Source organism: Candidatus Palauibacter sp. (assembly GCF_965208055.1).
GTDB lineage: Bacteria > Gemmatimonadota > Gemmatimonadetes > Palauibacterales > Palauibacteraceae > Palauibacter.
Genome location: NZ_CBDBNY010000004.1, coordinates 1,129,405 through 1,149,848 on the forward strand (window position 1 = coordinate 1,129,405; position 20,444 = coordinate 1,149,848).

General features: G+C 69.7%; 11 protein-coding genes. 6 read left to right on the plus strand and 5 right to left on the minus strand.

The window, feature by feature from the left end; translation table 11 throughout:
• Window positions 1-112 precede the first annotated feature (112 nt).
• Window positions 113-1,564 carry a sodium:solute symporter family transporter gene (locus ACOGXI_RS05255; protein ID WP_419937832.1) on the plus strand — a complete coding sequence of 484 codons (1,452 nt, stop codon included), beginning with the start codon at window positions 113-115 and terminating at the stop codon, window positions 1,562-1,564.
• Here the strand turns inward: ACOGXI_RS05255 and ACOGXI_RS05260 are convergent.
• The 5 genes from ACOGXI_RS05260 to ACOGXI_RS05280 all read right to left on the minus strand — a co-directional run bounded on the left by ACOGXI_RS05260 (window position 1,554) and on the right by ACOGXI_RS05280 (window position 13,259).
• Window positions 1,554-2,033 carry an NUDIX domain-containing protein gene (locus ACOGXI_RS05260; protein WP_419937833.1) on the minus strand — a complete coding sequence of 160 codons (480 nt, stop codon included), beginning with the start codon at window positions 2,031-2,033 and terminating at the stop codon, window positions 1,554-1,556. The genes ACOGXI_RS05255 and ACOGXI_RS05260 overlap by 11 nt on opposite strands.
• Complete coding sequence (locus tag ACOGXI_RS05265; RefSeq protein ID WP_419937834.1) at window positions 2,030-4,537, minus strand: CehA/McbA family metallohydrolase; 2,508 nt, start codon at window positions 4,535-4,537, stop codon at window positions 2,030-2,032. Before ACOGXI_RS05265 ends, ACOGXI_RS05260 begins: the two co-directional genes overlap by 4 nt.
• A gap of 63 nt (window positions 4,538-4,600) precedes the next feature.
• On the minus strand, window positions 4,601-7,621 hold the full coding sequence (locus ACOGXI_RS05270) for an Ig-like domain-containing protein (protein WP_419937835.1): 3,021 nt from the start codon (window positions 7,619-7,621) through the stop codon (window positions 4,601-4,603).
• A gap of 249 nt (window positions 7,622-7,870) precedes the next feature.
• Complete coding sequence (locus tag ACOGXI_RS05275) at window positions 7,871-11,131, minus strand: leucine-rich repeat domain-containing protein (RefSeq protein WP_419937836.1); 3,261 nt, start codon at window positions 11,129-11,131, stop codon at window positions 7,871-7,873.
• Window positions 11,132-11,237: 106 nt separating this feature from the next.
• A complete protein-coding gene (locus ACOGXI_RS05280; protein ID WP_419937837.1) occupies window positions 11,238-13,259 on the minus strand; it encodes a prolyl oligopeptidase family serine peptidase in 2,022 nt (673 codons plus the stop codon).
• Window positions 13,260-13,422: 163 nt separating this feature from the next.
• On the opposite strand from ACOGXI_RS05280, the gene ACOGXI_RS05285 reads away from it, so the two are divergent.
• The 5 genes from ACOGXI_RS05285 to ACOGXI_RS05305 all read left to right on the plus strand — a co-directional run bounded on the left by ACOGXI_RS05285 (window position 13,423) and on the right by ACOGXI_RS05305 (window position 20,432).
• A complete protein-coding gene (locus tag ACOGXI_RS05285) occupies window positions 13,423-14,040 on the plus strand; it encodes a DUF6962 family protein (RefSeq protein WP_419937838.1) in 618 nt (205 codons plus the stop codon).
• A 29-nt stretch (window positions 14,041-14,069) separates the two neighbouring features.
• The gene (locus ACOGXI_RS05290; RefSeq protein ID WP_419937839.1) at window positions 14,070-16,109 is read left to right on the plus strand and encodes a S9 family peptidase; all 2,040 of its coding nucleotides are present in this window, start codon (window positions 14,070-14,072) and stop codon (window positions 16,107-16,109) included.
• Between the two features lie 134 nt (window positions 16,110-16,243).
• Window positions 16,244-17,014, plus strand: a complete 771-nt coding sequence (locus ACOGXI_RS05295; protein ID WP_419937840.1) for a c-type cytochrome — start codon at window positions 16,244-16,246, stop codon at window positions 17,012-17,014.
• Complete coding sequence (locus ACOGXI_RS05300; RefSeq protein WP_419937841.1) at window positions 17,011-18,645, plus strand: pyrroloquinoline quinone-dependent dehydrogenase; 1,635 nt, start codon at window positions 17,011-17,013, stop codon at window positions 18,643-18,645. The genes ACOGXI_RS05295 and ACOGXI_RS05300 overlap by 4 nt, the downstream gene beginning before the upstream one ends.
• Before the next feature lie 41 nt (window positions 18,646-18,686).
• Complete coding sequence (locus ACOGXI_RS05305; RefSeq protein WP_419937842.1) at window positions 18,687-20,432, plus strand: serine hydrolase; 1,746 nt, start codon at window positions 18,687-18,689, stop codon at window positions 20,430-20,432.
• Window positions 20,433-20,444: the final 12 nt, after the last annotated feature.

The window sequence follows — 20,444 nt, forward strand, 5'->3', positions numbered from 1 at the left end:
GGGCCTGGAGCCGGGGCTTGTCTGCGGAAGCGAGGTCCAATCAGATACCGGGTCCGCGAACCGCCGAGACCGGACCCGAGACCGCCCCCCGCACCCGAGACCCGAGAAGCGAATGGCCTGGCTGCAGACACACTGGATCGCGGTGGCTCTCCTCGCCCTATACGGCGCCTTGCTCGTGCGGCACGCGATCGAGGGCCGCCGCGGGACGAAGGGACAGGCGGACTACTACGTCGGAGGGCGGTCGATGGGCGGCGTCGTGCTCGGCCTCTCCTTCTTCGCGACCTACTCGAGCACGAACAGCTTCGTCGGTTTCTCGGGCCAAGCGTACACCTACGGGGCGCCGTGGCTCCTGCTCGCGCCCGCCGTCGTCGTCTTCTCGCTCTCGGCCTGGATCTGGGTCGCGCCGAGGCTGCGCGCCTTCACCGGGGCGGTGGACTCGGTCACGCTCGCCGACTACGTGGGGTTCCGCTTCGAGAGTCGGGCGGCGCGCGTCCTGGCGGCGGTCATCGTGATCTTCGCCAGCTTCCTGTACATGATCGCGGTCTTCAAGGGGATCGGAAATCTGCTCGAGATCTTCCTCGACATCCCCTACAGGGGCGCGATCGGGTTCGTGTTCCTCGTCGTCGTCCTCTACACGGCGGTGGGCGGGTTCATCTCGGTCGTGAAGACGGATGCGGTTCAGGGGATCGTGATGTCCATCGCGGCCGTCCTCCTCTTTTGGGGTACGCTGAACAGCGCCGGGGGGCTGGGGGCCATCGACGCGATCCGCGCGGCGCCGGCCACGTCGGAACTCTTTCGGTGGGACGCGGCCATGCCGTTCCCGGTCCTCGTCGGGATCATCGTGGCGGGGACGCTCAAGTTCATCGTCGATCCGAGACAGCTGTCGCGCTTCTATGCGCTCGCCGATCCGACCGCGGTGCGGCGCGGACTCATCGTTTCCACGATCGCGTTCCTGGGCGTGTACACGCTCCTGCTCCCGATCGGGCTCTATGCCCACGCGGTGATCGGCAGCGGGCTCGCGGAATCGGATCTCGTCGTGCCGACGCTGCTCGGGGATGCGGGGATCCTGCCGGCGCTCCCGGCGGCGTTCATCCTCGTGGCCATGCTCGCGGCGGCGATGTCGTCGCTGGACAGCGTGCTGCTCGTGATGGCTTCGACCTGGGAGCGGGACGTGATCTCGCTCTTCCGCCCGCACGCGGATGAGGGACGCGCCGTGGCGCATACGCGGTTCTGGGTCGCGCTGTTCGCGATCATCACAGCCTGGCTCGCGCTCAACCCGCCGGGGAGCATCGTCACCCTGACCGCGTTCTCCGGCGGCCTCTATGCGGCCTGCTTCTTCCCGGCCGTGGTGCTCGGCCTGCTCTGGCGGCGCGGTACGGGCGCGGGGGCCGTCGCCTCGCTCGTGACCGGATGCGTGGTGCTGCTGTGCTGGGACTGGGTCCCGTTCTCCGAAGCCGTGCACGAGGTGTTCCCCGCGATGGCGCTCTCGCTCGCGGCCTACGTGGCCTGCGGCCTCGCGGCCCCGCCGCTCGCCGCGGCACGGCGCCTCGACATCAAGCTCTGACGCGGCCCCGGCCGTCCGTCGCGAGGGCGAGGGCGAGACGGCAGCACAGCGACCCCCGCTCCGCCCCGCCCCGGAGTTCGACCGGCGGCTTCCAGCCCCACTCGGAATACTGGGTGACGCCGGCGACGGATTGGGGTACGCGGGGCTCGCCCGCCGCGATCCGGGCCGCGTGCAGGCGCATCTCGAGCCGATAGCCCGGGCGGTCGACGTGGCCCTCGCTCAGGCAGCCGAGGTCCTCCGCCTCCACGCCGAGTTTCTCGCGGCCGATGCGCCGGACGAGCGCCTCGTCCATCTCCCCCTCGGCATGCGAGCCCGCGGGGAGGCCCCACACGCCGGGAAGATCGGGATCGTCCTCGGGGCGGCGCACGAGCAGCCACCGGGGCGCCTCGCCGGCGGACCCCGGATCCTCGATCACGAGGGCGATCGCGGGACGCGCCGGGCGTCTCCCGGGGCCGCCGTCGCCCGTCATCGCGCGGCCAGCGCCTCCAGCCGTTCGCGCGCGGCGTCGAAGCGGCCGAGGAGGTTGGGGATGTCCGTGCCGCCGTAACCCGCGATCAGCCTGAGGCGCGCCACGCCCAGGATCGCGAGGAGTTCGCCGACCGCGGCTCGGCGGGCTGCGGGGTCGGAACTGCCGACACTCCCGATCCATACGGGCGCCGTGTGCGCGAACGGATAGTTCGCCATCATCGGCCAGCGGGCGGGGCCGCCGACGGCGCGCGCGGCGACCCATCCCCCTTCCGGCAGCGTCAGGTCGCCCTCGAGGCGGCGCGAGCCGGGGCCGCCCAGCCCCTCTCCGCTCCAGGCCACCTCGCCGTTCACCAACACCTCGATCCGATCCACTTCCGTGGCGGTCGCAACATCGAGCGACCAGGAGACGTCGCCGGCGGACACGACACGGCCCGGCCCCGCCCCGCCGACGCTGAACTCGAGGAACGGTCCGTTGGTCACGAAGGTGCGGCCGCTGCGGAGCGCGTCCATGTAGCTCGACCAGTTCTCCACGGTCCCCGTCTGCGCGTACACGCGCGACGTGCCGATGGCCATCGTGCGGTAGAAGTTGTTCATCACATCGGTCCCGGCCGAGGGTACGATCGGGATTCCCGCATTCAGCAGCAGGTGCCAGATCTGCGAGGTGAGGACCTCGTCGCTCCACAGGCAGACGATCTCGAGCGCGTCCAGATCCCCCAGCACCGCGTCGGGGACGAGTTCGACCGGCACGCTGCCGTAGAGGTCGGCGATCGATGCCTCCGCCCAGGGTGTGGGGCGCGCCATGCCCCGGGTACTCACCGGGTGCACGTAGTACTGGAAGCCTCCCTGGGCCCGGGCATGGCGCAGCGGCTCGGCGTTCGCGCGGTCGTCCGATCCGTAGACCTGGTAGCCGGGTCCCCACACCCAGGGCCAGAACAGGTCGTCGATCTCGATCAGGCCGAGGTGTCCCAGGAAGTGGGAACGGACCTCCTGCCCGAAGCGGATGAAGGGCGGGCCGCCCGAGTGCCGCCACGTCCACAGATCCTGGTCTTCGAACCGGTTGTGGAGGTTCGCGAGGAGCGGCGTCGCGAAGTCCAGCGCCTCGCCGAGCATCATGGGCGTCAGGTCGTCGGGCGAGAGGTCGTACGGGCCGCCGTAGTTGAGGTGAAAATGATGTTCGCCGGAGCTCCACCCACTCGCGCGAGCGTCCCAAACCGGGGACAGCACGACTTCGATCTCCGCGGCGCCGGACGCGGCGGCCACCTGTACCGTCGTCGACGATTCGGGCGTCGCGAGCCCCTGAACGGCCGAGACCCTGACGTCGCCGACCGGGACGGTGAGTTCGATCACTCCCGGAGAATAGAAGAAGACGCGGCCGCTCTGCCCGTCGAACCGCGCGGCGGGACCGTCCGGGACCAGCGGGTGCCCGGCGCCGTCCACGACCGCGAGCCGGGCCGCCACCGGAGCGCCGCCCTCCTCGGTCACCGTCCGTATCCGCAGGCTCGCCGTCGCGGCGCCCCAGTCCCAGGCCGTCACCTCTACCGCTTCGACGGGACCGCCGGCGGCTCTGACGCGCTTGAGATTCAGCCGTTCCCGGTCGTCGGCCTCGGCGAAGTAGACCCACTCGCCCGATGGGCCCCAGGCGGGCGTGAGCGGCAGGCCGCCCGAGGCCAGCAGGATGGATGGCCCGGGGTCCGCCACGTTGAGAAGCCGGAGGTCCCACCCCTCCTGGGTCGGCCAGTTGACCGCAACGGTCGATCCATCGGGACTCAGGGCGGGCCGCGCCATGGACGCGATGCTCCCCTCGATGAGCGTCCGCGGCTCCGGAGAGTCGCCCGTACGCACGACGACACGATCGCGGCCGCCGCCCTTCCACAGGTACACGAGCGCGCGTTCGCCGGGCTGGGGCTTCAGTTCGATCCCCGGCGCACTGGTGACCGGGCGCCGCTCGTCGCTCTCGATGTCGACCGCCCACAGATCCAGGGCCCCGGCCTCCGACTCGGCCGACGAATAGAAGATCTTCGTCCCGTCGGCGGAAAACGCGGGGTCGAGTTCGAGGCCGGGACTGTCGACGCGGCCCAGTTCCGCCCCGCCGTTCGCGGCGACCCAGACGATCTCGGTGTCCTCGGTATCGTCGCGCACGAAGGCGACGAGTTCTCCGTCCGGAGACCATGCGGGCCGCGCGTCGATCCCCCCGCCGCGGGTCAGCCGCCACGCCACGCCGCTCGCGAGGTCCATGACCCAGATCCAGCCGTGCGAGGCGAACGCCACGCGCTCCCCATCCGGCGAGGGGGCCGGATCGATGGGCCCCGCCGTGAGCACGGGAAGTTCGTAGCCCTCGAGGTACACATGGTGGCCGTACCCGGCGACCTTCGGGTAACGGTGCGTCCACTGCGCGTCCCCGCCCACGGGCGACAGCGCGAGTCCGAATACGGCGGCGCCGACCGGCAGGAAGAACGGAATGCGGCGGGGCGAGGCCGAAGACGGGAAAGTCGATTGCGATCGCATGCGCGCTACCTCCTCACGGGGATGTCCAGATCCGGACGAGACCCTGAAGTGAAGAAGCTGGAGTCAGCGCCGCCACGCCGCCATGTCGGGGAGCCCGTGGCTGATCATGATTTCGAGGCCGGGCTCGGGAGCTTGCGCCTCCGCCGCGCCACGGGCGAGCGAACCGGCCGGCAGATGCCGGAAGATCGCGCGTACCTGACCCGTCCCCGGCTCCCGCACGATCGCCATCGGAGGTTCGCTCCCGCTCGTCATTTCCGCGGTCCCGCCCGGCCCGGAGAGGGAGAGGCTCGCCAATTCCGCCGGCCACGCCTCCTCCACCGGAAGGGCGAAGACGAAGCTCGAGCTTCCATCGCCATCGGCGATCTCCGGCATAGCGAAGCTCAGCGAGAACAGCTCGCTCCCGTCGGCGCGCGCGCCCCGCAGCGCGTAGTCGCCGGCGGCGGCGGGCACGACCGGCGGCGCGTGGATGACGAAGGCGGGATCGAGCCGGGGCGTCCCGTCCGCCGCGACCTGTCCGGAGACGAGGAGCGACCGCGTCGCCGCGGCCGGGACACGGGCGGGCGAACCCTCGTCCGAAAGCCGGTAGCGCAGGGAGTTCGTGAAGTAGTAGTCGCTGATCCACTCGGGCGGGCAGTAGCTCATGAGGTCCGCCCAGTCCGGGGGCACGAGCGACCCGCCGTCGCGGGGATCGTACCCCCAGGCGCCGATCGCGGCGTTGGGCCAGGGGAAGGTGGGATCCGGACCCGCCGCGTTCCCGCAGTCCGCGTGGCGCAGGTTGAAGTTGTGTCCGAGTTCGTGGGCGATCGTGGACTCGCTGAGCTCCGACACGCTCGTCTTGCCGCCGATCCAGGCGACGCCCGCGGATCCCTCGAGGTCGGGCATCAGCCCCTTCCAGTGGCCGGTGCCTCCCTCGATGGCCCGGATTCGCGAGACTTCGCTCAGAACGGCAAACGCGTCATTGAAGTCCAGCCGTACCGGTCGGTACCTCGTGATCTCGAAGGCGCCGACCGGGAGCAGGTGGTTCGTCTGCCAGAGGATCTCGTGGTCGGGATGGATCTCCGCGACGAGCATCGAGGCGGCGGGGTCGTTGTCCCCGGCCCAGATGAACGGGATCAAGGTGATTTCGAGGGTCGGCATGGCCCAGACGTCCACCGCCGTCCGTCCGGTCTCCGGGATGCGTCGTGCGACGCCCAGCCCCGGATCGAGAGTACCGTCGGGATCGATCTCGACGACCATCTCCAGTCCGGGCCGGATCACGTCGCCGGGGATCTCCGCGTTCGCCGACAGGTCCAGTTCGCCCTCCCGCACCTCGGCCGGGATCGCGGAGGAACCGGCCGGAATGTCCACCACATGCACTTCCACGCCTTCCAGGAAGAACGTGGCCCGGACCGGCGGCATCGTCGCGGTGGTCTGTGGTTCGGTCGTGACGAATACGCGGAGCAGCGCGCGCTCCCCCGCGACGAGGGGGACGGGGTAGTCTCGCGACTGCACCGCCTGCGTCAGGTAGGCGTCGGCGGCGCCTCCCGCCCCGCAGCGCCGGATGCGCCGTTTCAGGATGGACTCGAGCCAATCCCGAAAGGCGGGCTCGTCCGGCGCGCATAGTGCGGTGCCGCCCGCCAGGAATGCCTCGAGACCGAGCGCGGTGAACGTCGCGGGGACAGGGCCCGCAAGCTCGGGATTGTTCTGCAGGTGCAGTTCATCGAGCCTGGACAGGCGACCGAGTTCCGGTGGCAGGGTGGCCGCGAACATGTTGTCCGACAGGGAGAGCTGTTCGAGGCGCGCGAGTCGGCCGAGCTGCGGAGGGAGCGGGCCGGAGAAGCGGTTCCGGTTGAGGTCCAGGTACCGCAGCCGCGCGAGTTCGCCCAGCTCCGGCGGGATGGGACCTTCGAGCCGGTTCGCGGTGAGGTCCAGCCACTCCAGGCGAATCAGGGCTCCGAGTTCGGGCGGGATCGGTCCTTCGAGCAGGTTGTTCCGGGCCCAGAGCAGGCGAAGGTCGACGAGATTCCCGAACTCGGAGGGGATGGCGCCGACGAGCTGGTTGTCGTGCAGGAACAGGCGTTCAAGCTTCTCCAGATTCCCGAGCTCCCGAGGGATCCCGCCCCTGAAGTCGTTCCCGTTCAGCTCCAGCCGGCGGAGTTCGGTGAGCTCGCCCAACTCCTGCGGGATGGGGCCCCTAATCTGGTTGCCGTCGAACCGCAGCTGTCTCAGATGCGGGAACCTCCCGATGCGTGAGGGGATCTGTCCCGACAGGCGGTTGCTGAACAGATGGATGCCACTGACCCTCCCCGACTCGTCGACCTGGATGCCCCACCAGGTATCGAGCGGCGCATCCGTCAGCCAGTTCGTCGAGTTGCGCCACCCCGGTCCGCCCAAGGCCTCGTAGAGCACCGCCAGGTCCGCGCGTTCCTCGTTGCAGGCCAGCTCCTCTCCCTCGCGTGACGGGATGGCGGACAGCCACTCGCGAAACGCCTCGTCGCTCAGCGTGCACAGCATCGTGCCGCCGTAGTGGAGTTGCCGCAGGCCGAGGCGCGAGAGCGACAGCGGCAGCGGGCCCGCGAGGGCGTTTCCGTCCACCCTCAGCTCGGTGAGAAACGCGAGGTCCCCTAGGCTTTCCGGAAGTTGCCCGCGGAGGCCGTTCTCGCTGAGGCGAAGCGCCACGACCCGGCCCTCCGCGCTGGCCTCGACGCCGTACCAGTCGCCGAGCGACGCGTCGCTCCCCCAATTGCCCCTTGCGGTCCAGTCGTTTCCGTCCGTTGCGCCGTGCAGGTCCAGGAGCGGCGAGCGATCCTGGCTCTGGATCGTGAGAGGCGCGGACGCACTTGCGGCCCCGGAGGTCGCGGTGACGCTCGCCCGTCCTTCCCTGAGGCCCGTCACGAGCCCGGTGGCATCGACGGTGGCAATTGCGGGATCCGCGCTCATCCAACTCACCGGGGCCCCCGAGATGACTCGTGCACGTTCATCCCGGACGCGCGCCGTCATGCGCACCGTGTCTCCCGCAACGACCACGACGGAGTCCGGCTCCAGCGTCACCGCCGCCGCCCGCGGCGCTGCGGGCGCGGGAGGTGGAGGCGGAGGCGGCGTCACGCCTTCGCCGCAGGAGAGTAGTGCGAGGATGGCCCCCAAGGCTCCCGTCGAGCGACCCGCGCCGACGCGAGCGGTGTCAAGGCGTTGTCCGGCAGCTTGGCGGCCGGGCTTCACGGCGTCCCCCTCAGGTGCAGCAACCTGGTCAACAATGAGTGTCGCGGACGAAGATCGGGCATCGCGCGCCCCACCCGAAACAGAGGCCTGACGGTCGAGCTTACCGCGTGCCCGACCGCCAGGTTCAGGCTGGAATCAGCGCCGCCAGTCCGACGCGCCGGGGAGTCCGCTGCTCACCATCACTTCGAGCCCCGGCGCCGGAGCGCGATCCTCCGCCGAACTCAGAGCGAGCGGGCCCGCCGGCAGGTCACGGAAGATGGCCCGGACCTGGCCCGTCTGCGGATCGCGCAGGATCGCCACCGGAGACTCGCTCCCCTCCCTCATCTCGACGCTGCCGTCCGGCCCGGAGAGCACGAGGGTCGCCAACTCCGTCTCCCACGCGGGCTCCACGGGCAGCGCGAAAGCGAAACCGGAACGTCCATCGCCGTCCCACATCTCCGCCATGCCGAAGCTCAGCGAGAACAGTTCTCCGCCGTCCGCGCGCCGCCCGCTCAACCGCCACGGTCCGCCCGCGGTGGGCACGACCGGCCGCGTGTCGACGACGAAGGCGGGATCGAGCCACGGATCTCCGTCCGCCGTGACGCCGCCGGACACGAGGAGCGTCCGCGAAGCCGACGGCGTCTCCCACACCTCGAGCGGGTCCTGGAGGCGGAAGCGCAGCGCGTTCGTGAAGTAGTAGTCGCTGATCCATGTGGGGTCGCAGTAGCTCATGAAGTCCGCCCGCTCCGGAGGCACGAGCGACCCGCCGTCGCGCGGATCCCACCCCCACACGCCGCTCCGCGCGTTGTCGTGCGGGAACGACGGGTCCGCGCCCGCCGGATCGCCGCAGTCCGCGTGCCTGAGGCTGAGGTTGTGTCCGAGTTCGTGCGCGATCGTCTCCGGGTTCAGGTTCGAGACGCTGGTCTTCCCCCGCCACAGGAGGCTGTCCGGTCCGAATGGCAGCCACGCGACGCCCCCGGCGCCCTCGGGATCCGGGATGAGGCCCATCCAGTGGCCGACCCCGTCCTCCATGAGCCGGATGGTCCCGACGTCTCCCAGGATCTCGAAGATGTCGTTCGTGTTGACGGTCACGCTGGCATGCTGCGTGATCTCCATGTCGCCCACGGGGAGGTAATGGTTCGACTGCCAGAAGATCTCGTCGTCCCGGTCCGCGTTGGCGACGACCGTCACGGCCTCGTGGTTGTTGTCGACGGTCGAGACGAACGGGATCAGGGTCCAGAGCAAGGGGGGTACGGCCCTCACGTCAACGGCCGCGCGTCCCGTCTCCGGGATGCGCTTCGACACGCCCAGATTCGGGTCGAGCGTGCCGTCCGGGTCGACCTCGACGACCATCTCCAGCCCCGGCTGGATCGCCTCCGGCGGGATCACCGCGTGCGCCGAGAGGCCGAGTTCGCCCTCCTGCACTTCCGTCGGAATGACGGACGAGCCGGCGGGGATGTCCTCCACGTGCACCTCCGCGCCGTCCACGAAGAACGTGGCCCGCACCGGCGGGATCATCGCCCCGGTCTCCTCTTCGGACGTCACGAACACGCGCAGGAGCGCCTCCCTGCCGGCCACGAGCGGGACGGGGAACTCGCGCGACTGCGCCGCCTGGATCAGGTAGGCCTCCGCGTGGGCTTCCGCCCCGCATGGCTGGATGCGGTACTTCAGGAGGGCGGTTTCCAGCCACGCGCGGAAGGCGGGGGTCTGCGGCATGCACAGTCCGGTGCCGGACGCGATCAGCTCGAAGACCTCTTCGAGTTGGGTCAGGCTCTCGGGCAGGGGCCCGGACAGGTCCGGGTTGTCCTGGACCCACACGCGGTACAGTCGGCTGGCGTCGCCGAGTTCCGGCGGCAGCGGACCCGACAGCCGGTTGTTATCCGCGAGGAGGAACCTGAGACCGTCGATCTGCCCGAGTGCGGCGGGGAGGGGTCCCTCGATCATGTTGTCCGAGACCCAGATCGAGAACAGTCTGTCGAGCTCACCGAGCCATGCGGGCAGGGGCTCCGACAACTGGTTGCCGTAGAGCCGAATCGCACGGAGTTCCCGGAGTGCCACCAAGCTCTCGGGCAAACCGCCCTCGATGTTGGTGTCCGTAATGCGGAGGACCCTTAGTTCGGTGAGCTTCCCGAACTCCTCGGGGATGGTACCGTCGAAACGGGCCTCGTACAGTTGGAGTGCGAGGAGGCTGGCGAGGTTGCCCAGTTCCGGCGGGATGGGGCCGGACATCTGGTTTCCGCCCATCCAGAGGGTATCGAGGTTGACGAGGTTTCCGATCTCGGGCGGGATCGGGCCGGTGAAGTTGTTCCCGTCGATGTCCATCCGCCGCAGCTCGGTGAGTTGGCCGATTTCCGGCGGGACCTCGCCGTCGAGTTGGTTGTAGTCCAGGCGCAACCGCCGCAGGTGCGGGAAGTACTGGATCTCCGGAGGAATCTCGCCCCGGAGGTTGTTGTCCTGCATCACGATCTGAGTGACCCGCCCCGTGGAATCGACCGCGATGCCGAACCAGGTCTCGAGCGGGGCGTCGGTCCCCCAGTTGTCCGATTCCGTCCAGCTCTCTCCGCCCATGGCTTCGTAGAGCTTCATGAGGTCCGACCGTTCCTCGTTGCAGGCGAGGAACTCGCCGTCGCGCGTCGGAACCGCGTTAAGCCACGCCTGAAATCCCTCGTCCCGCACCGTGCACAGCGTAGTGCCGCCGTAGTTGAGCGTCTCTATGCCCAACTCCGAGAGAGAAACCGGGATGGGACCGGAGAGCGCCTCGTTTCCGTCCACAATCAGCTCGGTGAGGAGGGCCAGGCTGCCGAGATCCTCCGGAAGCTGACCGTTCAGACCGTTCTCGCTCAGGTCGATCGCCGTCACGCGCGAGTTCGCATCCGCCGTCACCCCATACCAGCTCCCGATCGCCGCGTCGGTCCCCCAGCCCTCGTTATTCGTCCATTCGCCCCCGCGCGTGCCGACGTAAAGGTCCATGAGCGTCGCGCGATCCACGCTTTGCACCGCCAGGGGGGCCGTGGCCGAGACGGATCCCGAAGTCGCGGTCAGGCTCACGTTCCCCTCCTTCAGGCCGGTCACGAGCCCGTCTCGCCCGGTTCCGGCGACCGTCGCGACCGCCGGATCGCTGCTGGCCCACGTCACCGCGGCATCGGAGATCAACTGCGCCCGGTCATTGAAGACGCTGGCCCGCACGTGGACCGTGTCCCCCGCCACGACCGCGACCTCGGCCGGTTCCAGCGTGACGCTCGCCGCCACGGGCGCCGGCGGCGGAGGGGGTGGCCCCGCGGTGGGCGGAGGCGCCGTCGTGTCGTCCCCTCCACAGGAGAGGACGGCCAGACCGAGAAAGCCGAGCACCGCGGAACGCGAGACTCGGGAGCGAGAAAAGTCGGAGCTTCCGGAGGTGGTGCGAGTGCGCTTCGCCATGGGCTTGCCTTGCGTCTTGTCTTGGGACGGCGCCGACGGTCAGGGACCGGCGAGTCGCTACCGTGCGGCACCCCCGGGTGAGCCTGCGGACAGAACCGGTATTCCTCTAATCTAGAGACGTGCCGCCGGGTTGGCATCCTCCGAGATGCTCGTCGAAAAAGACCCGGAGCCGGCTGTACATGTCAACCGAGTTGGCGGGGTCCCGGAAACCGTGGCCCTCGGGGTACGTCCTGGATTCGAACTCCTTGCCGAGCGCTTCGAGCCGCTCGACCGCGAGTTCGAAGTTCTCGAACGGGGCGCGGACATCGAATTCTCCGTGCATGATGAGGACGGGAGCCGCGATGCGGTCCATCCGGTCGAGCGTCTCGCTCTTCGCGTAGATCTCCGGCCGCTCCTCAGGCGTTCCGCCGTGCCCCGTGACCGTGAAGATCTTCCCCAGGCGGTCCGCGTAGGGCAGGGTCAGCGATTCGGAGTAGATGCCGCGCATGGGGACGGCCGCATCGAACTTGTCCGGTGTGCGCGTGATCGCGGACATGGACTGCATGCCTCCGTAGCTCCCGCCGTAGATGCCCACGCGCCCGTTGACGTACGGCTGGCGGCGCAGCCAGTCCGCCGCGGCGCCCGGGTCTTTCGACTGGTCGTTCAGCCAGTCCTCGACCGACAGGTCCTGAAACTCGCGCCCGAAGCCGGACCCGCCGCGATAGTTGATGGCGAGCACGACGAACCCCTCGTTCGCGAGGTACTGCTCCACGAGGTTCGTCCCCTGCGTGTAGGAGTTCGTCCCGCCCCCGTGGACCTGGACGAGGGCCGGGCAGGCGGGCGGGTCGGCGCCGGCCGGGAGCGCGGCCCGGATCGCCGGCGGCAGGTAGAGGAACCCCTGGATGTACAGGCCGTCGAAGGAGCGGAAGGAGATTTCCGCGGGCCGTTGGACGCCTTCGAAGTGCGGCGAAAAGTCCGTCAGGCGCGCCGGGGTCCCGCCGGCGAGGTCGAGGAGCCAGGCTTCCCTGCCCTCCGTCGCCGCATCCCGCGTGAACACGGCGCGGCGGCCGTCCGGCGTCGCGTGCAGGGACGACCAGGACCCGCCGACATTCGTGACCCGCGTGGCGACGCCGCCCCCGGCGGGGACGGACCACAGGTCGAAGGCGCCGCGCTGCTGGTACGGGAAGTAGATGCGCTCGCCGTCGCCGGACCAGAAGGGGTCGAAGCGCATGATCGCGTCCGTCGCGTAGACCTGCATGTCGAGCGGCGCTTCCCGGACGACTCGAGGCGCCGTTCCCGACAGGTCGAGGTCGATCCGGTACAGGTACGCGAGATCCTCGTACCAGTATTCGTCCTTGGACGTCCCCATCAGGACGAGGCTCGATCCGCCCGGCGACCAGACGGGGCTGGAGGAGGCCATGAGCGAAGCGGAAACCCGGTGCGCATCGCCGGACGCCACGCCGACGAGCCACACATCATCGTGCCACCAGTCGGCCCGGTTGGAGATGTACGCGATCCACCGGCCGTCCGGCGACCACATGGGACTGAAGCGGCTGTCGTCGGCCTCCGCGGCGCCGGACGTCAGTTGCCGGGGGGGCGTCGCCCCGGCCGCGTCCACGAGCCAGATGTCCTGGGAGCCGGACGCCGTGGAGTAGAAGGCGAGCGTCTCGCCGTCCGGCGACCATGACGGGGCCCGCAGGCCGCGCGCGCCTTCCACCACCACCCGGCCCGGCTCTCCGGCCCCGGCCGAGGCGACGAGGAGGTTTCCCGCCGCGGTGTAGGCCAGCCGCTCTCCGTCCGGCGACCACGTCTGCGCCCGGCCGGCGACCCGGGAAGTCGCGGCTGCTCCCTCGGCGGCCGCCACCTCCGCCGCCGTCGACGCCGGAGCCGGAGCGGGGACAAGGTGGATCCCGCGTCCGCCCGTTCCCTCGATGGGTCCGGCCACGGCGAGCATGGATCCGTCGGGCGAGAGCACGGCGCGTCCGGCGCCCCCCGCAGCGGCAAAGATGTTCTCCAGCGTGAGCGGGACCCGGCCTTCGTCCACCCCGGCGCCGCCGGGCGACGAGCAGCCCATGGCGAGGACGGCGAGGAGCCCCATGACGGCGCGCGGCACATCGCGCTTTCGGGCGGATTGCGGAGATCCGGGCACGGCTCCTCCTGCTTCGCATGACGTGCCGGGGCGCGCTTCCGCTCCGTGAACCGGCGGAGGCACGGTGTCGCATGAGTTTCGCATGAGTATTGCCCCGGACGATGGTTCGACAATACCGATCAGAGCAGGAAAAACCCATTCCGCGACCGGAGGCCGAGGCACTTTGACCGAACCTGCCGTCACGCTGACCGACTACGGACTCACCCTGCTCTGCGCCGTTCTGGTCTGGCGGGCCCGCTCGCGCGTCAGGGCCGACCTGCGCCCGTGGGCGATGGGACTCTTCGCCGGCTCCGGCGCCGCGGCCCTGTTCGGCGGCACGGTCCACGGCTTCTTCGGGGACCCCGCGACCCTCGGCTACCGCATCCTCTGGCCGGCCACGATCCTCACCGTGGGGGCTACGGGACTCGCCGCCTGGGGCCTGGGCGCGCGAGTCGATGGCCAGCCGGCGGGTACGCGGTGGATCACCAGACTCGCCGGCCTCGCCTACGTCGCCTACGTCGCCATCGTGCTGGCGGGGTGGCAGGCCTTCGTCGTCGCGGTGGCGTTCTATCTGCCCGCCGTCATCTATCTCACGGTGCGCTTCGCGCGGGCCTACCGTCGCCGGCCCACCACAAGCCGGCGGCGGGCGCTGATCGGCTTCGGGCTCACCTTCGCGGCGGCGGCCATCCAGCAGCTTCAAATTCCGATCCACCCGGTCTGGTTCGACCACAACGCGCTGTACCACGTCGTGCAGGCGGCGGCGTTCATCCTGCTCTATCAGGGCATCAGCGGCGAAGAGTAACGATGCTCTTCCAACGTCAGGGGTGTGCCATGCGTGACGTCATCTTTTCCGGCTCGCGGGTTCTCGCCGCGGGTTCCGTTCTTTCCCTCGTCCTCTCCACCGGATTGTTCGCCCAGGAGAGCCGCCCGATGACGGTCGAGGATGTCCTCGCCCTCAAGAGCCTGTCGCAGGTCTCCGTAAGCCCGGACGGACAGTGGGTGGCCTACGTCGTCACGGAACGGGATATGGGAGAAGACCGCCAGGAGACGGACGTGTGGGTCGTTCCGGCGGCGGGCGGCCCCGCGGACGTCCGTCAGCTCACCTTCCGCGCCGGATCCGACGATTCACCGGTCTGGCACCCGTCGGGAGAATGGCTCGCCTTCGCCTCGGACCGGGAAGGGGTGAGGCAGATCCATGGCATCCGGCCCGACGGCGGCGAGGCGTGGCAGGTGACGTCCCACGAGACCTCGGTCGGGAGCTTCCGCTTCGCGCCCAACGGCCAGCGCCTCGGCTTCGTGGCGAGCCCGCCCGCGACGGAGGCGGATCGCGAACTCGAAGAGGTGCGCGGCCGCCCGATCGTCCGGGATTCGGTCTACACCGACCAGTGGTCGCACCTCTACGTCGCCGAACTCGAGGACGATGTGGCCGCCGAGGCAATGAGATGGTCGCCGGACGGTCTCCACGTGGTGTCGTTCGTATGGGCCCCCGACTCGCGAGCCGTCGCGTTCGGCGCGCGCTCGTCGCCCGTGCTGAGGACGACCTACTACGGGGCGACGTACGTCCAGGAGGGCGCGGAAGCGGAGGCCCGGAGCGTCACCTCCATGGCGGGCGGGGAGAATCCGGTGGCGTGGGACGACGAGTCGGGACTCATCGTGTCCGGGACGGGACAACTCCTCGGAACCTTCAATCGACAACTGTGGCGGGTGCCGTTCGGCGCGGACGGCGGCGCGCTGGACCCTGTTTCGCTCACGGCCGACCTGGACGCGAACGCGAACCTCGTCCACATCGATGGCGCGCGACTCATCGTCTCCGCGGCCCGGCGCACCGGAGCCGCCGTGTACCGCATCCCCCTCGCCGACGGCGCCGCGGCCGGCCCGCCAAGCGATCTCACCGATGGCCGGCACTACTACTCCGGCGCCTCCGTCTCGGCCGACGGAAGCACGATGGCGTTCACAGCCGAGGACGGCGGCGCCCCACCCGACATCTTCGTCACCTCGACGGCGGACTTCCGGCCCGAGCGCCTGACCGACCTGAACCCGCAGGTGGCCGACCTCGCGCTCGGCGACCAGCGCGTCGAATCGTGGCCTTCGCGGGCCGGGGGAGAGGAAATCGAGGGCGTGCTCACGCTCCCCGTCGGGTACGAGGAGGGGGACCGCGTCCCTATGGTCCTCGTGATCCACGGCGGCCCGTCCGGCATCTCATCGGACCGCTTCAACGCCACGCGCGGCGCCTACCCGGTGCAGGTGTACGCGGGCATGGGGTTCGCCGTCCTGCAGCCGAACTACCGGGGTTCGAGCGGTTACGGCGAGCGTTTTCGGGGGCTCAACCGCGGCGACATCTCCGGCCGCGACTGGGTGGACATCGACTCCGGAGTGGACGCCATGGTCGAGCGCGGGATCGCGGATCCCGACCGGCTCGCCGTCAGCGGCTGGAGTTTCGGCGGACACCACACCTACTGGGGGATCACGCAGACCGACCGCTTCAAGGCGGCGAGCGCCGGCGCCGGCGCGAACGACCTCATCTCCATGTACTCGCAGACGGACATCCCGGAGTTCTACCACACCTATCTGGGTCCGAAGCCGTGGGAGGACTGGGATCTCTACGAGGAGCGCTCCGCGTACCGCCATGTTGAAAACGTGACGACACCGCTCCTGATCCAGGTGGGGGAGCGGGACGAGAGGGTGCCCGCCGAACAGAGCATCCAGTTCTTCGAGGCCGTCCGCGCCATCGGCAAAGCGCCGACGAGTCTCGTCCTGTATCCGGATCAACCGCACGGCGTTAGATCCCCTCGCCTCCAGCGCGATCTCATGTCCAGGAACGTCGAATGGCTCACGCGCTGGGTCCTGGAACCGGAGGCGCTGGTTCCGTGACGCCCCGCCGGGCCGCTACGTTGATTACCGGCATGAAGGGACGCCTGCGGAGGAGGAGGGTCATGCGATGCCCCCGTCGATGTTTCCGTCGATGCCCCCGTCCGGGTCTGTACGGGCTTGCGCTCGCGGCAAGCATGCTCGCCGGGGCCGGTCAGGCCGCGGCCCAGGAGGAGCCCGAGGTCACCGAAGCCGGTCTCGCGCGCGGTGAGATGTTCTACCAGGCCCACTGCGGCCGGTGCCACGGCATGCTCGGCCAGGGCGGCGAAGGGCCGAGCCTGGCGCGCCCCACCCTGCCCCGCGCGCCGGACCACGCGTCGCTCGTGCGGGTGATCCGCCGCGGGATCCCCGGTACGGGCATGCCCGGGACGAGATCCAACCTGGTATCGGACCTGGAGGTCGACCTCATGGCCGCCTACGTCCGCACGCTGGGGCAGGACGCCGTCGTGGAGGTCGCGGGGGACGCCGCGCGCGGGCAGGAGGTGTTCGCCGCCGCCGGGGACTGCTACTCCTGCCATGTCGTCGACGGCCGCGGGACGGGGATCGGGCCTGAACTCACGGGCATCGGAGTTCGGCGCGGCGCCGATTACCTCTACGCGTCCCTGCGGACGCCCGAATCGGAGTTGCCGGTCTCCAGGCGAGGCATCCTGCGGGGATTCAGGGGATACCTGCCGGTCCGCGCGGTCACGCGCGAGGGCCGCGTCATCACGGGCATGCGCGTGAACGAGGACGCCTTCACGATCCAGTTGCGGTCGATCTCCGGCCGCACCGTCTCGCTTCGCAAGGAAGACCTCGTGGAACTCGAGAAACAGTTCGATCACTCGCTGATGCCCGCCGTGGAGGAGATGACGGAAGCGGACATCGACGACCTCGTCGCCTTCCTGGCGGACCTCGGAGGGGGATCATGAAACGGCGAACACCGCTTCCCATGGCCACTCCGGCCGTCACGGTCTCCGGGCTCGCCGCGGGGGCTCTCCTGTGCAGCGCCGCCCTCGCGGGCGTGGCCGCGCAGGTATCGTTCGAGCGCCTCGTGAACGCGGACGACGAGCCGCACAACTGGTTCACGTATTCGGGCAACTACGCGTCCCACCGCTTCTCCGCGCTCGACCGGATCCACCGCGGCAACGTCGGGGACCTCAAGGTGATCTGGGCCTACCAGATGAGCGGCGGGCTCATCGAGACGACGCCGGTCGTGGTCGACGGCGTGATGTACGTGACGGAACCGCCGAGCAACGTGAGCGCGCTCGACGCGCGCACCGGCCGCCGCCTGTGGCACTGGTCCGCCAATGTCCCGGCTTCGACGAAGAACATCGGCTTTCCGCGCGTGAACCGTGGCGTCGCGATCCTTGACGAGACCGTGTTCGTGGGCACGCTCGACGCCCGACTCGTCGCCCTCGATGCCCGGTCCGGCTCCGTCCGCTGGGAAGTGGACGTGGCGGACAACGATCTCGGCTTCTCGATCACCCTCGCTCCGCTCGCCCTCGACGGGAAGGTGATCGTCGGCATGTCGGGAGCCGAGGCCGGCGCCAACGGGTTCATCGACGCCTACGACGCCGAGACCGGCGAACTCCTCTGGCGGACCTACACGATCCCGAGCCCCGGCGAGCCGGGGAGCGAGACGTGGGGCGGCGACAGCTGGGAGCACGGGGGCGGCTCGACGTGGCTCACCGGCTCCTACGACCCGGAACTCGACCTCCTGTACTGGCCGACCGGCAACCCCGCCCCCGACTGGAACGGGGATGCGCGTCCCGGCGACAACCTGTACACGAACTGCATCCTCGCCCTCGACCCCGACACCGGAGAGATGCAGTGGTACTTCCAGTACACCCCGCACGACACGCACGACTGGGACGCGACGGAGATCCAGGTGCTCGTCGACGCGGAGTGGGAGGGAGAGCCGCGCAAGCTGCTCGTCACGGCGAACCGGAACGCCTTCTACTACGTGCTCGACCGCGAAACCGGCGAGTTTCTGCACGGGGTGGAGTACTCGAAGCAGACCTGGGCCGAGGGTCTCGACGAGAACGGCCGGCCGATCGTGATTCCGGGCACCGAACCGACCGAGGAGGGCAACCTCGTCTGGCCCAGCCTCCAGGGGTCCGCGAACTGGTTCAGCCCCTCGTACAGCCCGGACACCGGCCTCTTCTACCAGGCGACCCGGATCATGGGCGCCATCTACTACAAGGCGGAGGTCGAATACGAGCCGGGGCAACCGTTCCTCGGCGGCGGCGAGCAGGCCCTCTCGGGAGACGACGCGAGTGGCGCGGTCAAGGCGCTCGACGTGCTCACCGGAGAACTGCGGTGGGAGTTCCCCCTGCTCTCTCCGCCGTGGGCGGGCGTGATGGCCACGCGGGGCGGCCTCGTCTTCGGCGGAAGCAACGAGGGCAACATCTTCGCCCTCGACGCGGAGACGGGGGAGGCGTTGTGGGATTTCCAGGCCGGCGCCGGCGTCCGCACCAACCCCATGTCGTTCGAAGTGGACGGCGAACAGCGCGTCGCGACCGCCGCGGGCGGCGTCCTGTGGGTATTCGGACTCCCATAGCGGACATGGATCGAACGGCGTGACTTGAGCAGGAGGACGTAATGACATTCCCGAACCATTTTTTCGTGCGGCGACTGCACCGGTGCTTCGCGCGGACCGCGGCCCTTCTGGGAGCCGCCATCCTGCTAGCGGCCCCCGCCACCCAGGGTCAATCACGCTTCCCCCCTCCCCCGACGACCGAGGAGATCGACGCGTGGGTCGAGGACGCCATGGCGCGGTGGGAAGTGCCCGGACTGGGCCTGGCCATCGTGCACGAAGGCGAGAGCTATCTGTCCGCCGGCTACGGCGTGCGCGAACAGGGGAGGCCGGAGCGCGTCAACGGGGGGACGCTGTTCAGCATCGGCTCCTGCTCGAAGGCGTTCGGGGCCGCCACGATCGCCTCTCTGGTCGAAGAGGGGAAACTGCGCTGGGACGACCGCATCACGGACCACATCCCGTGGTTCCGTCTCCACGACCCGTGGACGACGCGCGAGATCCGCGTGCGCGACATCGTGACGCACCGTGTCGGAACCGGGAGCAACCAGCCGCTGCGCCCGCTCGTCACGGACAGGCGAGACTATCTCATGCGCATCCCCCATACCGATGCGGACCACGCTTTCCGTGACCGCTACGGATACACGAACGACATGTTCGTGCTCACGGGCCACCTGGTGGAGACCCTCTCGGGGACGGATTGGGACTCCTATGCGCGGGAGAAGCTCTGGAGTCCGCTGGGGATGACGACGACGACGGCGCGCATGGCGCCCGCGAACGCGAGCCCGAACCACGCCGAACCGCACGCGATCATCGAGCGCAGGTTCATCGGGAACGCGGCCACCACGGGAATGCCGCTGGAGCCCGTGCCCTGGCAGTACGTCGAGAACGTCACCGTGCCCTCGGGCGGCGTGATCACGTCGGCGGACGAGATCACCGAATGGATGCGGTTCCACGTCGGCACCCACCCGACTCCGCCGCTCTCCCGATCATCCGTCCAACTCATGCACGCGCCGCACACCGTCATCCGGAACCCGAGCAGCTGGATGCCCTTCGAAGGGCCGGGCGCGTACGCGATGGGCTGGTCGACGGGGAGGTTCGGGGACGTTACGGGCGTAGGCCACGGAGGGAACGCGCTGGGGTTCAACTGCTCGATCGCGCTGGCGCCGGAACAGGGCTTCGGCGTGTGGGCGACGACGAACCGGAACTCCGAGCTTCCGTGGGTGCTCACGAAGTGGGCGATGGCGCGTTTCGTGGGCACGGAGGAACTCCGAAGCCGCGACTGGCACGCGGAATTCGAACAGAGTGTCGCCGAGGGGAACCGCCGGATCTTCGAGGCGGAGGAGGCGCGGCAGGCGGCCCGGCTCGACCAGGGTCCGTCGGTGCCGCTCGAGGCCTACGTCGGGACCTACCGCAACGGTTACGCCGGTGAACTGCGCATTCGCCTGACGGACGAAGCGATCCCGCCGCTCATGCCCGCCGAGGGCCGGCTGGGCCGGTGGGACGGGACACCGGGCGTGCACGAGCGTCCGGCCGCGAGCGCCTCGGCAGGCGCCGAACGCAACGGGATGAGTAACGGAGCGGGCAACGGGTCGGCGAACGGAGCCGGCGAAGCGACCGGCGTACTGCGGCTCGTGGCCGAGTTCGATGGCCGTGAACGTCCGGTGCGGATGCCTCTCGAGCACTGGCACGTCGACCGCTTCGACATGTGGTTCGGCGACGTCCGGATCGGCGTCTCGTTCATGCTCGACGACACCGCCCGCGTGACGGGCGTCGAGATGGACTACTACGGCCGCTTCGAACGGGTGCCCTGACGCGTGGCTTGA